The sequence below is a fragment of the Stella humosa genome (genome assembly GCF_006738645.1).
In the GTDB taxonomy this organism is placed as follows: Bacteria; Pseudomonadota; Alphaproteobacteria; order ATCC43930; family Allostellaceae; genus Allostella; species Allostella humosa.
Genome location: NZ_AP019700.1, coordinates 3,841,645 through 3,859,259 on the forward strand (window position 1 = coordinate 3,841,645; position 17,615 = coordinate 3,859,259).

Sequence of the window (17,615 nt, forward strand, 5' to 3'; positions counted from 1 at the left end):
CCGCGCAGGCGGCGTCAGGTGATGAAGCGCCGGGCGTGGCGGACGAAGGCGCGGGCCACCGTCGAGGGCTCCGTCCGGCGATAGGCCAGCGCCAGTTCGGCCGTGACGCCAAGATTGGCGACGCGCTTGTAGCGCACCCCCGGCAGCTCGATGCAGCGCAGCGACTGCGGCACCAGCGCCACCCCCAGCCCCACCGCCACCATGGTGGCCACGGTCACGAACTCCCGCCCCTGCGGCCCGGTGCGCGGAAAGAATCCGGCCTCGCGGCACGCCGTCAGGGTGTGGTGGTGGAAGCTGACGTCGGGCGGATGGTGGGGGGTGATGAAGGTCTCGCCCTCGAACCGCTCCAGCGGCACCTCGGCCAGGTCGGCCAGGGGGTGGCTTGCCGGGATGGCCAGCACGATCTCCTCGTGCAGGATCGACAGCGTCGTGATGCCGACCGGGATCTCCACCGGCGGGCGGATGTAGCAGATGTCGAGCCGGCCCTCGTCGATGGCCGCCAGCTGCGAGCGCATCTCCATCTCGGCGATCTCGAGCTCGATGTCCGGATGGTCGGCCCGGAAGGCCGAGATCATCGAGGTGAGCGCGCCGACATAGGCGGCCGATCCGACATATCCCACCGTAAGCCGGCCCAGTTCCCCCCGTTCCGCGCGCTGTGCGGCCAGGACGGCCTGCTCCACCTGGCGCATCGTGCGGGTGGCGCCGGCCAGGAACAGCTCGCCCGCCGTCGTCAGCCGCACCGCGCGCTGGGTCCGGTCGATCAGCAGGGCGCCGACCACCTCCTCCAGCCGCTTGATCTGCTGGCTCAGTCCCGGCTGGGCGATCCCCAGCCGCTGGGCCGCGCGGCCATAGTTCAGTTCCTCGGCCAGGGCCATGAAGTAGCGCAGGTGGCGCAGTTCCAGTTGCCCCGGGGCGGGCCGCGCTTCCTCTTCCATGGCGGTCGATTGAGAAGTCCTGATTATCGAAATCGAAGTTTTGAAATATTAGACTAATGATTTCCCCACCGTCAAACATCGGCCCGGACGTCACCCGCAGCGCGAGGCCGGAGCAGCATGGGGCCACTGGACGGAGTACGCATCCTCGACCTCACCACCGTGCTGATGGGGCCCTACGCGACCACGATCCTGGGCGACATGGGCGCCGACGTGGTGAAGGTGGAGGGGCCGCAGGGCGACATCATCCGCCAGGTCGGCCCCAGCCGCAGCGGTGCGATGGGCGGCATGTTCCTGCACGCCAACCGCAGCAAGCGCAGCATCGTCGTCGACCTGAAACACCCCGAAGGGCGCGACGTGGTGCTGGACCTGGCACGCACCGCCGACGTGCTGGTCTATAATGTCCGCCCCCAGGCCATGGCGCGGCTGGGCCTGGGCTACGAGGCGGTCGCCACCGTCAATCCCGCCATCATCTATGCCGGCGCCTTCGGCTACGGCCAGGACGGGCCCTATGCCGCCCGCCCGGCCTATGACGACCTGATGCAGGGGGCGGCCGGCATCCCCACCCTGCTGGCGGCGACGGGCGACGGCACGCCGCGCTACGTGCCCATCAACATCGCCGACCGCACGGTCGGCCTGCATGTCGTCAACGCCGTGCTGGGCGCGCTCTATTTCCGCCAACGCACCGGCCAGGGCCAGCGCATCGACATCCCCATGTTCGAGACGGTGGCGAGCCAGGTGCTGGCCGACCACATGGGCGGCCTGACCTTCGAGCCGCCGCTCGATGGGGGTGGCTACGCGCGGCTGCTGGCGCGCAGCCGGCGCCCCTACCGCACCGCCGACGGCCATCTCTGCGTCCTCATCTACAACGACCGCCACTGGCGCGGCTTCCTCGGCGCGGTCGGGATGGAGACGGTGCTCGACGACCCGCGCTTTGCCACCCACGCCAGCCGGATCCTGCATATCGACCAGCTCTACGAGATGGTGGCGGGCATCTTCCCGGACCGCACCACGGCGGAATGGCAGGAGCTGCTGGACCGGCTCGACGTGCCGCACACGCCGATGCACACGCTGGAGACGATCCTTGCCGACCCGCACCTGGCGGCGGTCGACTTCTTCCCCGTGGTCGAACACCCGACCGAGGGGGCTGTTCGCTCGATGCGGGTGCCCGGGCGCTGGAGCCAGAGCCAGCCGGCGCCCGGCCGCCTCGCGCCGGGCCTGGGCGAGCACACCCGCGAAGTGCTGCTGGAGCAGGGCTTGCACCCGGCGCGCGTCGATCATCTGATCAAGACGCAGGCAGTTGCCCAGCAGGGCGAGACCAGCGACCCCGACTGAGAACTCGCACTTATTGAATTTCCGATCAGCACCTATTGGACTGATCAATCAGCCGGTTCCTAGAATGACACCGGCGGGCCCGGTCGTGACGGGGCAATTTCCGGAGAGAGACGGAAAGATGACGGATAGCGGTTGGCGTTCTCGGGCCGGGACCTTGTTCAACTGCGAGAAGACGCCGGTCACGGCCGCGCGCGGGATGGTCGTCACCAACCATCCGCTGGCGTCCGCTGCGGCCGTCGAAATCCTGGCCATGGGCGGCAACGCCATCGACGCCACGATTGCCGCCCTGTTCACACTGACCGTGGTCGAGCCGATGATGGTCGGCATCTATGGCGGCGGCACCGCGCTGATCCGCCTGGCGGACGGGCGGGAGGTCATCATCGACGGGCTGGCGACCGCCCCCGCCGATGCGCGGCCCGACAGCTACGAGCCGGTCTCCGACACGTTTCCTGACTACATGGAGACCAAGGGACGTCGCAACCGCGTCGGCGCCTCGGCGGTGCCGGTGCCGGGCAACCTGAAGGCCTGGTGCGAGACGCTGGAGAGCTTCGGCACCCTCACCCTGAAGCAGGTCATGGAGCCGGCCATCCGGCACGCTTCCAAGGGCTTCGTCGTCACCCCCTACCTTTCCTCCTGCATCGAAGAGACGGCGGCCGACCTGACGCTCGACCCGCACATTTCGGCCATGTTCCTGCCGGGCGGCAAGCCGCTCGACGACGGCGTCCTGCTGGCCCAGCCGGACTATGCCCGCACCCTCACGGAGATCGCCGAGAACGGCCCCGACCACCTCTATGGCGGGCCGCTCGGCCGCAAGGTGACGGACTACCTCAGGGCGGCCGGCTCCTACGTCTCGCTGCAGGACCTGGTCGACTATCGCACCGTCCGGCGCGAGCCGGTGCGGGTGAACTATCGCGGCGTCGACATCGTCGGCGTCCACCCGCCGGCCACCGGCGGCGTCCATGTGGCGCAGATGCTGAATCTGGTGGAGGCGTTCGATGTCCGCGCCCTGGGCTTCGGCACGGCCGAGACGACGCACCTGATGATCGAGGCGCTCAAGATCGCGGCCGTCGACCGGCGCGCGGCCACCGCCGACCCGGCCTTTGTGAAAGTGCCGGTGGAGCGCCTCATCTCCAAGGCCTATGCCGAGCTGCGCCGGCCCGAGATCGCGCTCGATCGCGCCGGCAGCTTCAAGGCCCGCGTTCTCGAGGTGGAATCGGCCAACACCACCCACGTCACCATCGCCGACGGGGCCGGCAACGTCGTCACCTCGACACAGACGATCAACAGCCTGTTCGGCGCCCGCATCCTGGTGCCCGGCACCGGCATCATCCCCACCAACTACATGTACCTGTTCGACCCGCATCCGGGGAACGCGCTGTCCCTGCAGCCGGGCAAGCGCATCACCAGCGGCATATCGGCCACTATCGCGATGAAGGGCGGCAAGCCCTACTTCGCGCTGGGCCTGCCGGGCGCCCACCGGATTCCCTCGGCCGTCTTCCAGGCGATCCTCAACATCGTCGACCACGGCATGACCTTGCAGGAGGCCGTGGAGGCGCCGCGGCTCTTCACCTGGGGCCAGGAAGCCGAGATGGAGCGCGGCTTCGCCGAGCCCGTGCGCGCGCGCCTGGCGGCGATGGGCCATGACGTGCTGGCGGTCGACCATGTCGCGGGCGGGATGGGCGCCATCGAGTTCCATGCCGACGGCAGCATGACCGGGGCCTCGTGCTGGCGTGCCGACGGCACGCCGATGGGCGTCGGCGGCGGCCTCGCGCGGCGCAAGACCGCCTTCTGGCCCGACCCGACGCGCAACCGGAAACCTTAGACGCCTCGCCGAACCGCACGACGAACGGCCGGGCAACGGCCGGTCAACCAACGAACAGGGGACCCGACATGATGCTGAACCGTCGCGATGCCGCCTCCCTCCTCCTGGCCGGCCTGGCCGCGATCGCCACGATGGCGACACCGGCCATAGCCGCGGCCGCCGAGCCGAAGACGCTGAAGGTCTCCCCCCACGCCTCGCTGCGCGTGCTCGATCCGATCACGACCAACGCCTACATCACCCGCAACCACGGCTATCTCGTCTACGACACGCTCTTCTCGCTGGATGCTGCCTTCAACCCGCAGCCGCAGATGGTGAAGAGCTGGACGGTCAGCGACGATAAGCTCACATACGAATTCACCCTGCGCGATGGATTGGCCTTCCACGACGGGTCGGCCGTGACGGCAGAGGACTGCGTCGCCTCGCTCCAGCGCTGGGCCAAGCGCGATCTGATCGGGCGCCGCCTCGTCGGCGCCATGAAGGACATGACGGCGCTCGATGCGAAGACCATCCGCATCGCCCTCAAGGAGCCGTTCGGGCAGATGCTGCAGGCGCTGTCCAAGCCCAGTTCGTTCGTGCCCTTCATCATGCCCAAGCGGATCGCCGACACCCCGCCCGACCAGAACATCGCGGAGGTCATCGGCTCGGGGCCATTCAAGTTCGTGGCCGGCGAGTTCCAGCCCGGCGTGAAGGTCGTCTACGAACGCAACGCAGCCTACGTCCCGCGCAGCGAGGCGCCGAACGGCACGGCCGGCGGCAAGGTGGCCAAGGTCGACCGCATCGAGTGGATCTCGTTCCCGGACATGCAGGCCTCGGTCAACGCCCTGAAGAAGGGCGAGATCGACCTGATCGAGAACATGACCGCCGACATCAAGCCGACGCTGGACGGTGTCCCAGGCGTCGTCGTGCAGAAGCGGTCCGGCCTATCGGCCTCCACCATCCGCTTCAACTGGTCCCAGCCGCCGTTCAGCGACGTGAAGGTGCGCCAGGCGGTCCAGATGGCCGTCAGCCAGCGCGATTTCATGGATGCCGTCATTGGCGACACGGACGCTTACCAGATATGTCCGGGCATGTTCATCTGCGGCACGCCGCTGGAATCCAAGGCCGGCGTGGTCGGGACGGTGGAAGCCGACATTGCCAAGGCCAAGGCCCTGCTGGCGCAGTCGAGCTACAAGGGCGAGAAGGTGGTGATCATCACCCCCAACATCGTCAGCTTCGGCGGCCTGGCGCCGCTGACCCAGCAGGTGATGCGCTCGATCGGCATCAATGCCGAGATCCAGACGATGGAATGGAGCACGTTCCTGTCGCGGCGCACGCTGGAGAAGCCGGCGGCCGAGGGCGGCTGGAACGTCGCCAACGCCGTCTTCACCTCGCTCGACCTCTACTCGCCGCTCGCCAACCTGAACTTCGACGCGCGCGGGCCTGGGTCCTATACCGGCTTCGTCAACGACCCGAAGACCGAGGAACTGAAGACCCGGTTCGCCCGCGAATCCGACCCGGCGAAGCAGAAGGCGATCGCCGACGAGATGCAGACCCGCGCCTACGATCAAGTCTTCTACATCCCGCTCGGCGTCTACAACAACTTCGCCGCCTACCGCTCGAACGTGCGCAACTTCATCGATTCCGCGATCCCCGTCTTCTGGGCGATCGAGAAGAACTGAGGCGGCGACGGCAGCCCCGGGGATCGCCCGACATGGGTTACCTGATCCTGAAGCGGATCGCAGCGGCGATCCCCGTGATGCTGGTCGTCGCCACGATCGTCTTCTTCCTGCTGCGCCTCAGCCCGGGCGACCCGGCCATGGTGCTGGCCGGCGACATGGCCAGCCCGCAGGAGGTGGCGCAGATCCGCGCCCGCCTCGGGCTCGACCAGCCGCTGCTCATCCAGTACGTGACCTGGCTGGGCGAGATGGCGCGCGGCAATTTCGGCGTCTCCATCCTGTCCAAGCGGCCGGTCATGGAGCTGATCATGGCGCGGCTGGAGCCGACTTTCGTGCTGGCCCTATGCGCCATCGTGCTGACCGTGCTGCTGGCGGTGCCGCTGGGGGCGGCGGCGGCCTGGTATCACAATAGCTGGATCGACCGCGGGGTCATGGCGCTGTCGGTGCTGGGCTTCTCGATCCCGGCCTTCGTCATCGGCTACCTGCTGATCCTCGGCCTGTCCATGTCGCTCGATATCTTCCCGAGCCAGGGCTATGTCAGCCCCTTCGTCGACCCGTGGGGGGCGGCCCGCCACCTGGCGCTGCCGTCCCTTACCCTTTCCGTCGTGTTCATGGCGCTGATCGCGCGCGTCACCCGCTCCAGCGTGCTGGATGTGCTGGGCGAGGATTTCGTGCGCACGGCCCGCGCCAAGGGCAATGTCGAGCGCCGCGTCCTGTGGCGGCATGCCCTGCCCAATGCCGCCATCCCCATCATCACGGTCATCGGCGTCGGCATCGCGCTCCTGATCAGCGGCGTGGTGGTGACCGAGAGCGTGTTCAACATCCCGGGCGTCGGCCTGCTGACGATCGACGCGATCCTGGCGCGCGACTATCCGATCGTGCAGGGGCTGATCCTCTTCTTCGCGCTGGTGTTCGTCGCGGTGAACCTGCTGATCGACATCATCTACGTCCTCGTCGACCCCCGCATCCGCTACTGATCGCCGGACGACGCCCGTGACCGCCATTCCCCGGCCGACCTCCCCGTCCCGCCTCCTGGCGGCGGCGTGCGCCGTCCACCGCAACCGGGCCGTCGCGGTCGGCGCCGTGCTGCTGGTGGCGGTCGTCCTGCTGTCGATCTTCGCGGCGACCGTCGCGGTCACCGACCCCGGGCAGATCCGCCCGCGGCTGCGCCTGCGCGCGCCGGACTGGGCCTACCCGTTCGGCACCGACGCGCTGGGCCGCGACATCTTCGCCCGGGTGCTGCATGGCGGCCAGATCTCGCTCCTTGTCGGCCTGCTGTCGGCCGCGGTGGCCACCTTCGTCGGCACGCTTGTGGGGCTGGTGGCCGGATCCTCCAGGCTGCTCGATGCCATCGTCATGCGCGCGATCGACGGGCTGATGGCGATCCCCTCGCTGCTGCTGGCGATCGCCATCGTGGCGCTGATCGGCCCCAACCTGTTCTCGATCGTGGCCGCCATCTCGATTTCGGAGGTGCCGCGCGTCGTCCGCCTCGTGCGCGGCGTGGTGCTGACCGTGCGCGAGGAACCCTTCGTGCGGGCGGCCGAGGGCCTGGGCATCCCCACCCCGCTGATCCTGCTGCGGCACATCCTGCCGAGCTGCATGGCGCCGCTCGTCGTGCAGACGACCCACATGTTCGCGGCCGCCATCCTGATCGAGGCCGCATTGGGCTTCCTCGGCGTCGGCTTCCCGCCAGAGCTGCCCACCTGGGGCAACGTCCTGGCCGAGGGCCGGGCGGTGTTCCAGCGCGCGCCCTGGACCATCATCTTCCCCGGGCTCTTCCTCGGCCTGTCGGTGCTGGGCGTCAACATCCTGGGCGACGGCCTGCGCGACCGCCTCGACCCGCGGCTGGCCCGCACCGCCAAGGCCGCCTGATGACCGACGCCGCCCCCATCCTCGAGGTCCGCGACCTCACCGTTTCGCTGCCGGGCGGCCTCGACCGGGCCAACGCCGTGGAGGGCCTCAGCTTCGACGTGCGGCCGCAGCAGATCGTCTGCCTCGTCGGCGAGTCCGGCTCCGGCAAGTCGGTGACGGCAGCCGCCGTCATGCACCTGCTGCCCAGGCGGGTGCTGCGGGTGACGGGCGGCAGCATGCGGCTGGAGGGGCAGGACCTGACCCGGATCGGCCAGGACGAGATTTGCCGGCTGCGTGGCAACCGCATGGCGATGGTCTTCCAGGAGCCGCTGACGGCGCTCAACCCGGTGACCCGGATCGGCAACCAGATCGCCGAGGTCCTGCGCATCCACCGGCCGGAGATGCCGTCGGCCGAGGTCGAGGCCCGCGTGCTGGCCTTGATGGAGGATGTCCGCCTGCCCGATCCGGCCGCCCTCAGGATGGTCTATCCGCACCAGATTTCGGGCGGGCAGCGGCAGCGCGTGATGATCGCCATGGCGCTGGCGCTCGAACCGGCCCTGATCATCGCCGACGAGCCGACGACGGCGCTGGACGTCACCACCCAGGCGCAGATCCTGCGCCTCTTCCGCGAGCTGCTGACCCGCCACCACAGCGGCGTGCTGCTGATCACCCATGATTTCGGCGTCGTCGCCGACGTGGCCGACGAGGTGATCGTGATGCAGCACGGCCGCATGGTGGAAAAAGGACCGCCCGAGCGCGTCCTGTCCCGGCCGGAGCATCCCTATACCCGCAGCCTGATCGACGCCGTGCCGCGCTTCCGCTTCCGCCAGCCGGTGGCGGCCGCGGCCACCCCGGCGCTGACGGTGCGCGACCTCAGCCTGACCTATCGCAGCCGCAGCTTCACCGGCCGCAAGCGCGAGACGCGCGCGCTGGATGGCGTCTCCTTCACCATCGACCCGGGCGAGACGCTGGGGATCGTCGGCGAATCCGGCTCCGGCAAGACCACGCTGGCCAAGTGCCTGCTGCGCTTCGAGACGCCGGACCATGGCCAGATGCTGTTCGGCGACCGCGACCTGGCGACGGCCGGCCGGCGCGACCTGCGGGGCTTTCGCCGGCGCATCCAGATGGTCTTCCAGGACCCCTACAAGTCGCTCAACCCGCGCCGCCATGTCGGCCAGTCGCTGGTCGAGGGGCCGGTGCATCACGGCGTGGCGCGCGACCGGGCGACCGCGCGCGCGGTCGAGCTGCTGGAACTGGTGGGGCTGCGCGGCGACGCGATGAGCCGCTTCCCGCACGAGTTCTCGGGCGGCCAGCGCCAGCGCATCTGCATCGCCCGCGCGCTGGCGATGGAGCCCGAGATCATCGTCGCCGACGAGCCCGTGTCGGCGCTCGACGTATCGGTCCAGGCCCAGGTGCTGGAGCTGTTCGAGGAGCTGCGGCGCAAGCTCGGCTTCTCGATGCTGTTCATCACCCACGACCTGCGCATCGCGTCGAACATCTGCGACCGCGTCGGCGTCATGCATCGCGGCCGTCTGGTGGAGATGGGCCGCACGGAGCAGATCTTCCGCGACCCGCAGCACGCCTACACCCGTGAACTGCTGGCGGCGGTGCCGGGCGGGGTGCTGACCAGCGCCTCTTGATCCGGTCCGCGGCTTCAATCGCCAAGGTCCGTCGCCAGCCTGTCCAGCATCGCCACCGCGCGTGTGGCATACGGGCCGATCCAGCGATCATGGATCCGCTTGATCGGCAGGGCGTTGAGGTGGTTCCACCGCTCCCGCCCCTCGCGCCGCGCGACCACGAGGTCCGCCCCCTCCAGCACCTTCAGGTGCTGCATCACCGTGCAGCGATCGAACGCGGGAAACGCCGCGCACAGATCGCCCGTCGTTCGTGGACCGCCCGTCAGCGCGTCCAGGATCGCGCGCCGCGTCGGCGAGGCCAGGGCCTTGAATATCCGGTCGCCTTCGTCGTCGGTTGACATGTTAAGTTTTTATAACATGATGGCGCGACAGACAAGGAGCCCGTCCATGGACCTGACCTTCACCGTTTCCGGCCGCATCGCCCGCCCGGTCGCCGAGGTGTTCGAGGCCGTCGTCAATCCCGCCGAACTGTCGCGCTACTTCACCACGGGCGGCGCCAAGGGGCGGCTGGAAACCGGGGCCGTGGTCGAATGGGATTTCCACGACTTTCCGGGCGCCTTCCCGGTGGAGGTGGTCGAGGTCGTGCCGCAGAGCCGGATCGTCCTGCGCTGGGACGCGCAGGAGGGTGCGGAAGTCTACAAGACCACCGTCACCATGACGTTCGAGGCATTGGAAGACGGCCGGACGCTCGTCTCGATCTCGGAAGCGGGATGGCGCCCGACCGACGCCGGCCAGAAGGCGTCCTATGGCAACTGCCAGGGCTGGACGCAGATGCTCTGCGCCATGAAGGCCTACAAGGAATACGGCATCAACCTGCGCGAGGGCATGTTCAAGTAAGGCTTAGGCCCGCCCCAGGATCGTCGATGGCCGCGCCAGCGCGTCGGTCAGATGGTACCAGCCGCTGACCAGCGGCACCATCCAGGGCCAGCCCGAATAGTAAGCCTTGGTCGGGAACGGCCGCCCGTCGAAGATCGAGGGGCGGTTCTGGCGGCCCAGGATCTTCAGGGCCGTCTGCCAGCCGAGATATGTCGCCATGGCGACGCCGTTGCCGTTGCAGCCCATGGCGTAGTGCACGCCCTCATGCGTGCCCATGTGCGGCACATGGTCGAAGGTCATGCCGACGAAGCCGTTCCAGGCATGGCTGAGGCGCACGCCATCAAGCTGGGGATAGGCCTGGAGGATGCGGCGGTGGATGCCGTGCGCCATCGCCTTCGGGTCCTGGTCGAACGGGCTGGTGCGGGCGCCATAGATGAGGCGCGTGCCGTCCGGCGACGGGCGGAAGTAACTGAGCTCGCGCCGGGTGTCGGACATCATCCGGCGATGGGGCAGGATCTCGTCCATGACGCCCTTGGGCAGCGGCTCGGTCGCGACGATATAGCTGGCGACCGGGATGATGCGGCGGCGCAGATACGGCACGGCCTTGTCGGTATAGCCGTTGGTGGCGACCAGCACCTCGCGCGCCCGCACCGTGCCGCGCGCGGTCGCCACCCGGTAGCCATCGCCGTCGCGCGCGATGCCGGTAACGGCGGCATGGGAATGCAGGGCTGCCCCGGCGGCGCGGGCGGCCCCCCGCAGGGCCTTGTTGTACTTGGCCGGGTGGACGGCGCCATAGTCCTTCACGACCATGCCGCCGTGATAGAGGTCGGAGCCGATCTCGCGTCGCTGCTCGGCCCTGGGCAGGGTGGCGGCGTCGACCTGGGTGTGCCGGCGCAGCAGCTCGGCATTGCGCTGGAGGGTCGCGAAATGGCCGGGCGCCCAGGCGCCGAAGAAGCGGCCGCAGGGCTGGTAGTCCGCATCCAGCCCCTCGCGCCGGATCAGCTCCTGGATGAAGCTGAACGAGCCCTTGGATTCCTCGAACACCCGCTCGGTCTGGTCGGGCGCGAACGCGGTCACCGCACCGGTGATCACGAGCTTCTGCCCGCTCGACACCATCCCGCCCGAGCGCGTGCTGGCCCCCTGCCCCAGCGGCCCCGCCTCCAGCACGGTCGCCCGCATGCCGTTGCGCGCCAGCTCGAGTGCCGCCGACAGGCCGCAATAGCCGCTGCCGACGATGGCGACGTCGGTCTCCTCCGGCAGGGGCTGGTCGCGCGCGTCCTCGGGCGGGGCGGCATCCCACCAATAGGGGCGCTCGACGAAGCCGGGGGCGAAGATGTCGTCGCTGGCGGCCATGGTGGCCCTCCTGCCGGTGTCAGAGAATCTTGGCCAGGAAATCGCGGGTCCGCGCCTCCTGGGCTTTGCGGAAGATCGCGTCGGGCGGGCCGGTCTCGACCACCCGGCCGCGGTCGATGAAGACGACACGGTCGGCCACCTCGCGGGCGAAGCCCATCTCGTGGCTGACGATGACCATGGTCATGCCGTCCTGCGCCAGCTCGCGCATCAGGTCCAGCACTTCCTGGATCGTCTCCGGGTCCAGGGCCGAGGTCGGCTCGTCGAACAGCATGGCGTCCGGCCGCATGGCGAGCGCACGCGCGATGGCGACGCGCTGCTGCTGGCCGCCCGACAGCTCGACCGGATAGGCGTCGGCCTTCTCGGGCAGGCGCACGCGCTCCAGCAGTTGGCGGGCCAGCGCCTCGGCCTCCGCCTGCGTTGCACGGCCGGTGCGGACGGGCGCCAGGGTGATGTTGCGCGTCACCGTCAGGTGCGGGAAGAGCGAATAGTCCTGGAAGACCATGCCGATGCGCTGGCGCAGGCGGCGCCAGTCGGCCTGGGAATGGGTGCGCACCGCCTCGCCGCCCACCAGCACCTCGCCCGCGTCCGGCTCGACCAGGCCGTTCAGGCAGCGGATCAGCGTGCTCTTGCCCGACCCCGACTGGCCGATGATGACCACCACCTCGCCGCGCCCGACCGAGATATCCACCCCGTCCAGCGCGCGCAGCCCCTGGAATTGCTTGACCAGCCCGCGGGCGGCGATGACGGGCGGCGCACTCATGCCGAGGCAGCCAGCGCCTGGAAGCGGCGGCGGCGCTCGGTATCGGCAGCAGCGATCGCCGACCGCCAGCCGTCGACCTCGGCCTGGTCGGAAGCCAGCCGGGCGCCGAGTGCGGCCTGCATGCCGGCCATGTCGGCCTTGGACGGCCCGCCGGAGCCACGCCGCTCCTCGGCGACGGCGACCGGGTCGACGATGCGGGCGACCAGCTCCGGCGCCAGCTCGATCGGCCGGCCCAGCATCCGCAGGGATTCCTCGTCGATCAGGGCAGAGTCGATGCGGTCGGCCGTCAACCCGCGCGCCATGGCGGTGCGCACGATGGCGCCGACCAGGTGGTGGGCCTCGCGGAACGACAGGCCGGCCTGGCGCACCAGCCCGTCGGCCAGGTCGGTCGCGGTCGAGAAGTTGGCGCGCGCCAGTTCCAGCATCCGAGCCGGCGCCGGCTCGGCGGTCGCGACCACGAGCTCGGCGATGGCCAGCGCATGGATGGTGTCGTCGAGTGCCTCCCACGCCCAGCGGAAGGCATCGCGCACGCCGTCGACCACGTTGGTGAAGTTGGTGCCCTTGACGCCGACGAAGGCCGCGACCTGCGCGCCCAGGATGGTCGCCGCACGCGCCTTCAGGCTCTCCAGCACCACCAGGTTCTTCTTCTGCGGCATCATGCTGGAGGTGCCGGCGACGCTGTCGGGGAAGTGCAGCGTGCCGAACTCGTAGCTCGACATGACGAAGAAGTCCTGCGCCATCCGGCCCCAGCTATTGGCCAGCATGGCGCAGCCGCCCAGCAGCTCGACCAGGAAGTCGCGCGAGGCGACGGCGTCCTGGGCATGGCCCGATACGGCGGCGAACCCAAGCAGTCGCGCGGTCAGCGCCCGGTCGACGGGGAAGGACGTGCCGGCGACGGCCCCCGTGCCGAGCGGGTTCACGTCGATGCGGGCATAGCATTCGGCCAGCCGGCGATGGTCGCGCTCCATCGCGTGCGCGATGCCCAGCAGATACCAGCCGAAGGTGACCGGCTGGGCCGGCTGCAGGTGGGTGTAGCCCGGCATCACCACGTCGGCATGCAGCGCCGCACGCGCCAGCAGGGTGCGGCGCAGGCCCGCCAGCCCGTCCAGCAGCGCCAGCGCCAGCGTGCGGGCGCGCAACCGGTCCTGCGTCGCCTTCAGGTCGTTGCGGCTGCGCGCGATGTGCGAGCGCCCGCCGATGTCGCCGCCGGCCAGCTCGATGATGCGGGCCTCGTAGTTGAAGTAGGTGTCCTCGCGCGCCGGATCGAGCGGTACGGAACCCGGCCCCTCGGCCTCGATCCGGATGACGGTGCGGGCGAGTGCCGCGGCCGTCGGCCCGTCGATGATGCCCTGCCCGGCCAGCATCAGGATGTGGGCCTCGTTGATCGCCGTCATGATCGACAGCACGGCCGGGAACTCGCGCCGCAGCGATGGCCCGACCAGATGCTCCTGGATGATGGGCGAGGTCGTTTCCGCGAGCAGGCCGCTGACCTTGGACGACATCACACGCTCTCCTGCGGTTTCACGGCGACCCGCGCCAACTGTCCGCCGCGGCGCTGGAGGTTGCGCTCGAGCCGGCGCGACAGGGCCGTCAGCGCCGAGCAGATGACGAAATAGACGAGAAGTACGAAGCCGTAGATGAGGAAGGCCGGGCTGTGCCCTTCCTGCAGGGTCGTCCGCTCGACGATGATGCCGCCGATGCGGAAGAACTCCGTGACGCCGACCAGCGAGGCCAGCGTCGTCGCCTGGATCAGGTTCGAGAAGAGCCCGGTGAACGGCGGCAGGATCGGCAGCAGCGCCTGCGGCAGGATGATGTAGCGGAAGATTTCCCACGGCTTCAGGCCGAGCGCCACGGCGCTGGCCGTCTGGTGGCGCGGCACCGCGTTGATGCCGCCGCGCACGATCTCGGCCCCGTTGGCCCCGCCCCACAGGGTGAGGCTGATGAGCGAGGCCGCGAAGGGCGACAGCGGCACGCCCACCAGCGGCGCGCCGAAATAGACGAACAGCATGTTCACGAGCAGCGGGATGTCGCGGAAGAACTCGACGTAGCAGATGGCGACCGCCCGGGCCCAGCCGCGCCGCGACACGCTCAGCATGCCGATCAGGACCGAGACGACGGTGGCGCAGAGCAGCGTCGCCACGGCCAACTGGAAGGTCTGGCGCAGGCCCTCCAGGAAGATCGTGCTGTTGGCGAGGATGAGTTGCATCGGCCCGCCCCTCAGCTCGTCCGGAAGGGGCGCTGCAGGTGGAATTCCAGCCGGCGCACGGCGAACGACAGGATCAGCACCAGGACCAGATAGAGCACGCCGATGGCCGCGAACATCTCCAGCGTGCGGAACTCGGTCGCCACCCGCTCCATGGCGACGAAGGTCAACTCGGCAAAGCCGATCGCCTGGAGGTAGGAGGAATTCTTCAGCACCGAGACCGAGGTGTTGAGCATGGCCGGGATGGCCACGCGCAGGCCGAGAGGGATCGCCACCAGCCACAGATAGTGCAGCGGGCGCAGGCCCAGCGACTGCGAGGCCTCGCGCATCCCCTTGGAGACGGCCAGGAACCCGCCGCGCATGTTCTCGACGTTGTAGGCGCCGCCCCACACGGTCAGCGCCGCCACGCCCGACCAGTAGACCGACAGGCCCAGCCCCAGCGACGGCAGGCCGTAGAAAATGAAGAAGAGCTGCGCCAGCAGCGGCGTGTTGCGGATGAACTCCACATAGAAGCCGAAGAGCTGGGACAGCACCGGCACGCGGAAGACGCGGACGGCCGCCCCCACCACGCCAACTGCGGCGGCCAGCGCGATCGAGATCACGCTGACCAGCACCGTCATGCCCAGCCCTTCGAGAAGGGCCGGGCCGTTGGCGAGGATGTAGCCGAAGTCGAAACGGTAGCTCATGGGCCGCCGCCGCGGGCGATCAGCGGGCCTTCGTCGGCACCTTGGAGAGGTCCCAGGAAGACGTGGTGATCGGCACCAGGTCGGGCTGGTCGTACTGCTTGATCCACTGCTCGATCAGGCCCTCGGCCTTGGCCCGCTTGATCGAGGCGTTGACGTAGGCCAGCCACTCGGTCTCGCCCTTGCGGACGGCCGCACCACGGAAGCCAAGCTGGTAGAGCTCGTCGAGCCGGCGCACGCGCGGGTTCTTCTGGGCCAGGCCCTGGATCACCGCAAGGTCGTGGGCGTAGCCGACGCCGCGGCCCTGCAGCAGGGCCTGGAGGCCGTCCGACACGCTGTCCAGCTTCAGCAGGTTCACTTCCGGCAGGTTCTTCTCAAACCAGCCGACCTGCCAGGCCCCCTTGATGGCGATGACGGTCTTGCCCTTGAGGTCGTCCAGCCCCTTCAGCGGGCTGTCCTTCATCACCAGCACGTCGCTGCCGCCCCAGGCATAGTTGTCCGAGAAGTCGACCACCTTGGCCCGTTCCTCGGTGACGCCGATCGTGGCGATGACGAGGTCGACCTTGCCGCTGACCAGGGTCGGGATGCGGTTGGCGGTGGTGACGCAGGTAAGTTCGGTCTTGTCCGGGCTGCCGAAGGCGTAGGCCGCCACCTGGCGCGACAGGCTGACCTCGACGCCGACCGGCTTGCCGCTCGGATCGATGAAGCCGTCCGGCGGGTAGTCGCACTTCACGCCCGCCCGCAGCAGGCCCAGCTTCTGGATCGCCTCGGGTACGGGCGGCATGGCCTGGGCGAACGCGCCCCCGGCCATCGACACGGCAAACAAGGAAGCAGCACAGGCACGCAGCAGGATATTGGCAACCATCATGGGACCCTCCTCCTTGGCAGGAAGTGCGACACGGTTCGGGCAGGAAAGCAAGGATCGGTCCATGGAATCCAAGCGGACGATCAGCCGCATCGCGGCCGGCGAAAGGATGATTGTCAGCGGCGGCCGTTCGCGCGACGATCCGGCCCCTCCTCGCCACCCCCACCGGACGAATTTCGAGGAACACCCATGACCACCACCCTCTCCCACTGGATCGCCGGCAAGCCGACCGCCGGCCAGAGCGGCCGCTTCGGCGATGTCTTCAACCCCGCCACCGGCGAGGTGACGGCCCGGGTGCCTCTGGCGACCCAGCAGGAACTGGACGCCGCCGTCGCCGCCGCGACCGCCGCCTGGCCGGCCTGGGCCGCCACGCCGCCGCTGCGCCGCGCCCGCGTCATGTTCAAGTTCAAGGAGATCCTGGAGCGCAACAAGGAGGTCCTGGCCCGCGCCATCACGCTGGAGCACGGCAAGGTCCTGTCGGACGCCGAGGGCGAGGTGATCCGCGGCACCGAGGTGGTGGAGTTCGCCTGCGGCATCCCGCAGCTCCTGAAGGGCGAGTTCACCGAGAATGTCGGGACCGAGATCGACAGCTGGTCGCTGCGCCAGCCGCTGGGGGTCGTGGCCGGCATCACGCCGTTCAACTTCCCGGCCATGGTGCCGATGTGGATGTATCCGGTCGCGCTCGCCTGCGGCAACTGCTTCATCCTGAAGCCGTCCGAGCGCGACCCGTCGGCCGCCATGCTGATGGCCGAGTGGCTGAAGGAAGCGGGCCTGCCGGACGGCGTCTTCACCGTCGTCCATGGCGACAAGGTGGCGGTCGACGCGATCCTGGAGCATCCGGGCATCGCCGCCGTCAGCTTCGTCGGCTCGACGCCGATCGCCGAATACGTCTATCGCACGGCCGCCAACCACGGGAAGCGGGTGCAGGCGCTGGGCGGGGCCAAGAACCACCTCGTCGTCATGCCCGATGCCGACCTGGAGCTGGCGACGGACGGGCTGATGGGTGCGGCCTACGGCTCGGCCGGCGAGCGCTGCATGGCGGTGTCGGTCGCGGTCGCGGTCGGCAACTCGGCCGACGCGCTGGTCGACCGGCTGGCGACCCGGCTGCGCACGCTGAAGGTCGGCCCCGGCGTCGACAAGGAAAGCGAGATGGGGCCGCTCGTCACCCGCCAGCACATGGACAAGGTCAGCGGCTATGTCGATGACGGAGTGAAGGCCGGCGCCAAGCTCGTCGTCGACGGGCGCGGCCTGAAGCTGCAGGGATACGAGAACGGCTTCTTCCTGGGCGGCTGCCTGTTCGACCAGGTGACGCCCGACATGCGCATCTACAAGGAAGAGATCTTCGGCCCCGTCCTGTCGGTCGTGCGCGTGCCGACCTATGCCGACGCCCTGAAGCTGGTGAACGACCACGAGTACGGCAACGGCACGGCCATCTTCACCCGCGACGGCGATGCGGCGCGTGCCTTCACCGCCCAGTGCAAGATCGGCATGGTCGGCGTCAACGTGCCGATCCCGGTGCCGATGGCCTTCCACAGCTTCGGCGGCTGGAAGCGCTCGCTGTTCGGCGACATGTATGTCCACGGGCCGGAGGGCGTGCGCTTCTACACCCGCCTGAAGACGGTGACGGCGCGCTGGCCGACGGGCATCCGCTCGGGCGCGGAGTTCGTCATGCCGACGATGCGCTGAGCGGCCGCGGACGGTCG

The 17,615-nt window shown here is 69.3% G+C and carries 16 protein-coding genes; 8 read left to right on the plus strand and 8 right to left on the minus strand.

Annotated elements, in window-relative coordinates:
• Positions 1-14: 14 nt before the first annotated feature.
• A complete protein-coding gene (locus STVA_RS18040; protein WP_123693507.1) occupies positions 15-935 on the minus strand; it encodes a LysR substrate-binding domain-containing protein in 921 nt (306 codons plus the stop codon).
• A gap of 117 nt (positions 936-1,052) precedes the next feature.
• Here STVA_RS18040 and STVA_RS18045 point away from each other — a divergent pair, with 117 nt between their 5' ends.
• The 6 genes from STVA_RS18045 to STVA_RS18070 all read left to right on the plus strand — a co-directional run bounded on the left by STVA_RS18045 (position 1,053) and on the right by STVA_RS18070 (position 9,235).
• Positions 1,053-2,267, plus strand: coding sequence for a CaiB/BaiF CoA transferase family protein (locus STVA_RS18045; protein ID WP_123693505.1), 1,215 nt, complete (start codon positions 1,053-1,055; stop codon positions 2,265-2,267).
• Between the two features lie 118 nt (positions 2,268-2,385).
• Positions 2,386-4,089 carry a gamma-glutamyltransferase gene (gene ggt, locus STVA_RS18050; protein WP_123693503.1) on the plus strand — a complete coding sequence of 568 codons (1,704 nt, stop codon included), beginning with the start codon at positions 2,386-2,388 and terminating at the stop codon, positions 4,087-4,089.
• A 68-nt stretch (positions 4,090-4,157) separates the two neighbouring features.
• Positions 4,158-5,747: an ABC transporter substrate-binding protein gene (locus STVA_RS18055; protein ID WP_123693501.1), complete on the plus strand. Its 1,590-nt coding sequence runs from the start codon at positions 4,158-4,160 to the stop codon at positions 5,745-5,747.
• A 32-nt stretch (positions 5,748-5,779) separates the two neighbouring features.
• Positions 5,780-6,721: an ABC transporter permease gene (locus tag STVA_RS18060; RefSeq protein WP_123693499.1), complete on the plus strand. Its 942-nt coding sequence runs from the start codon at positions 5,780-5,782 to the stop codon at positions 6,719-6,721.
• 16 nt (positions 6,722-6,737) lie between these two features.
• Positions 6,738-7,616, plus strand: coding sequence for an ABC transporter permease (locus STVA_RS18065; protein ID WP_245978468.1), 879 nt, complete (start codon positions 6,738-6,740; stop codon positions 7,614-7,616).
• Complete coding sequence (locus STVA_RS18070; protein WP_123693497.1) at positions 7,616-9,235, plus strand: dipeptide ABC transporter ATP-binding protein; 1,620 nt, start codon at positions 7,616-7,618, stop codon at positions 9,233-9,235. The genes STVA_RS18065 and STVA_RS18070 overlap by 1 nt, the downstream gene beginning before the upstream one ends.
• 14 nt (positions 9,236-9,249) lie before the next feature.
• On the opposite strand, the gene STVA_RS18075 is transcribed toward STVA_RS18070, so the two are convergent.
• Positions 9,250-9,573 carry an ArsR/SmtB family transcription factor gene (locus STVA_RS18075; RefSeq protein WP_123693495.1) on the minus strand — a complete coding sequence of 108 codons (324 nt, stop codon included), beginning with the start codon at positions 9,571-9,573 and terminating at the stop codon, positions 9,250-9,252.
• Positions 9,574-9,619: 46 nt separating this feature from the next.
• Here STVA_RS18075 and STVA_RS18080 point away from each other — a divergent pair, with 46 nt between their 5' ends.
• Positions 9,620-10,069, plus strand: coding sequence for an SRPBCC domain-containing protein (locus STVA_RS18080; RefSeq protein ID WP_123693493.1), 450 nt, complete (start codon positions 9,620-9,622; stop codon positions 10,067-10,069).
• A gap of 3 nt (positions 10,070-10,072) precedes the next feature.
• On the opposite strand, the gene STVA_RS18085 is transcribed toward STVA_RS18080, so the two are convergent.
• Genes STVA_RS18085 through STVA_RS18110 form a run of 6 tightly spaced genes read right to left on the minus strand, consistent with a single transcriptional unit; the run spans position 10,073 to position 15,915 of the window.
• Positions 10,073-11,401, minus strand: coding sequence for an NAD(P)/FAD-dependent oxidoreductase (locus STVA_RS18085; protein ID WP_123693491.1), 1,329 nt, complete (start codon positions 11,399-11,401; stop codon positions 10,073-10,075).
• A gap of 19 nt (positions 11,402-11,420) precedes the next feature.
• Positions 11,421-12,161, minus strand: coding sequence for an amino acid ABC transporter ATP-binding protein (locus tag STVA_RS18090; RefSeq protein WP_123693489.1), 741 nt, complete (start codon positions 12,159-12,161; stop codon positions 11,421-11,423).
• Positions 12,158-13,663: an argininosuccinate lyase gene (argH, locus tag STVA_RS18095; RefSeq protein WP_123693487.1), complete on the minus strand. Its 1,506-nt coding sequence runs from the start codon at positions 13,661-13,663 to the stop codon at positions 12,158-12,160. The genes STVA_RS18090 and argH overlap by 4 nt, the downstream gene beginning before the upstream one ends.
• Entirely contained in the window at positions 13,663-14,367 is a 705-nt protein-coding gene (locus STVA_RS18100; protein WP_123693485.1) for an amino acid ABC transporter permease, read from the minus strand. The genes argH and STVA_RS18100 overlap by 1 nt, the downstream gene beginning before the upstream one ends.
• 11 nt (positions 14,368-14,378) lie before the next feature.
• Positions 14,379-15,050, minus strand: coding sequence for an amino acid ABC transporter permease (locus STVA_RS18105; protein ID WP_123693483.1), 672 nt, complete (start codon positions 15,048-15,050; stop codon positions 14,379-14,381).
• 19 nt (positions 15,051-15,069) lie between these two features.
• A complete protein-coding gene (locus STVA_RS18110) occupies positions 15,070-15,915 on the minus strand; it encodes a transporter substrate-binding domain-containing protein (protein WP_170216637.1) in 846 nt (281 codons plus the stop codon).
• A gap of 186 nt (positions 15,916-16,101) precedes the next feature.
• Between STVA_RS18110 and STVA_RS18115 the strand changes: the two genes are divergently transcribed.
• Positions 16,102-17,598: a CoA-acylating methylmalonate-semialdehyde dehydrogenase gene (locus STVA_RS18115; protein WP_123693479.1), complete on the plus strand. Its 1,497-nt coding sequence runs from the start codon at positions 16,102-16,104 to the stop codon at positions 17,596-17,598.
• Positions 17,599-17,615 lie beyond the last annotated feature (17 nt).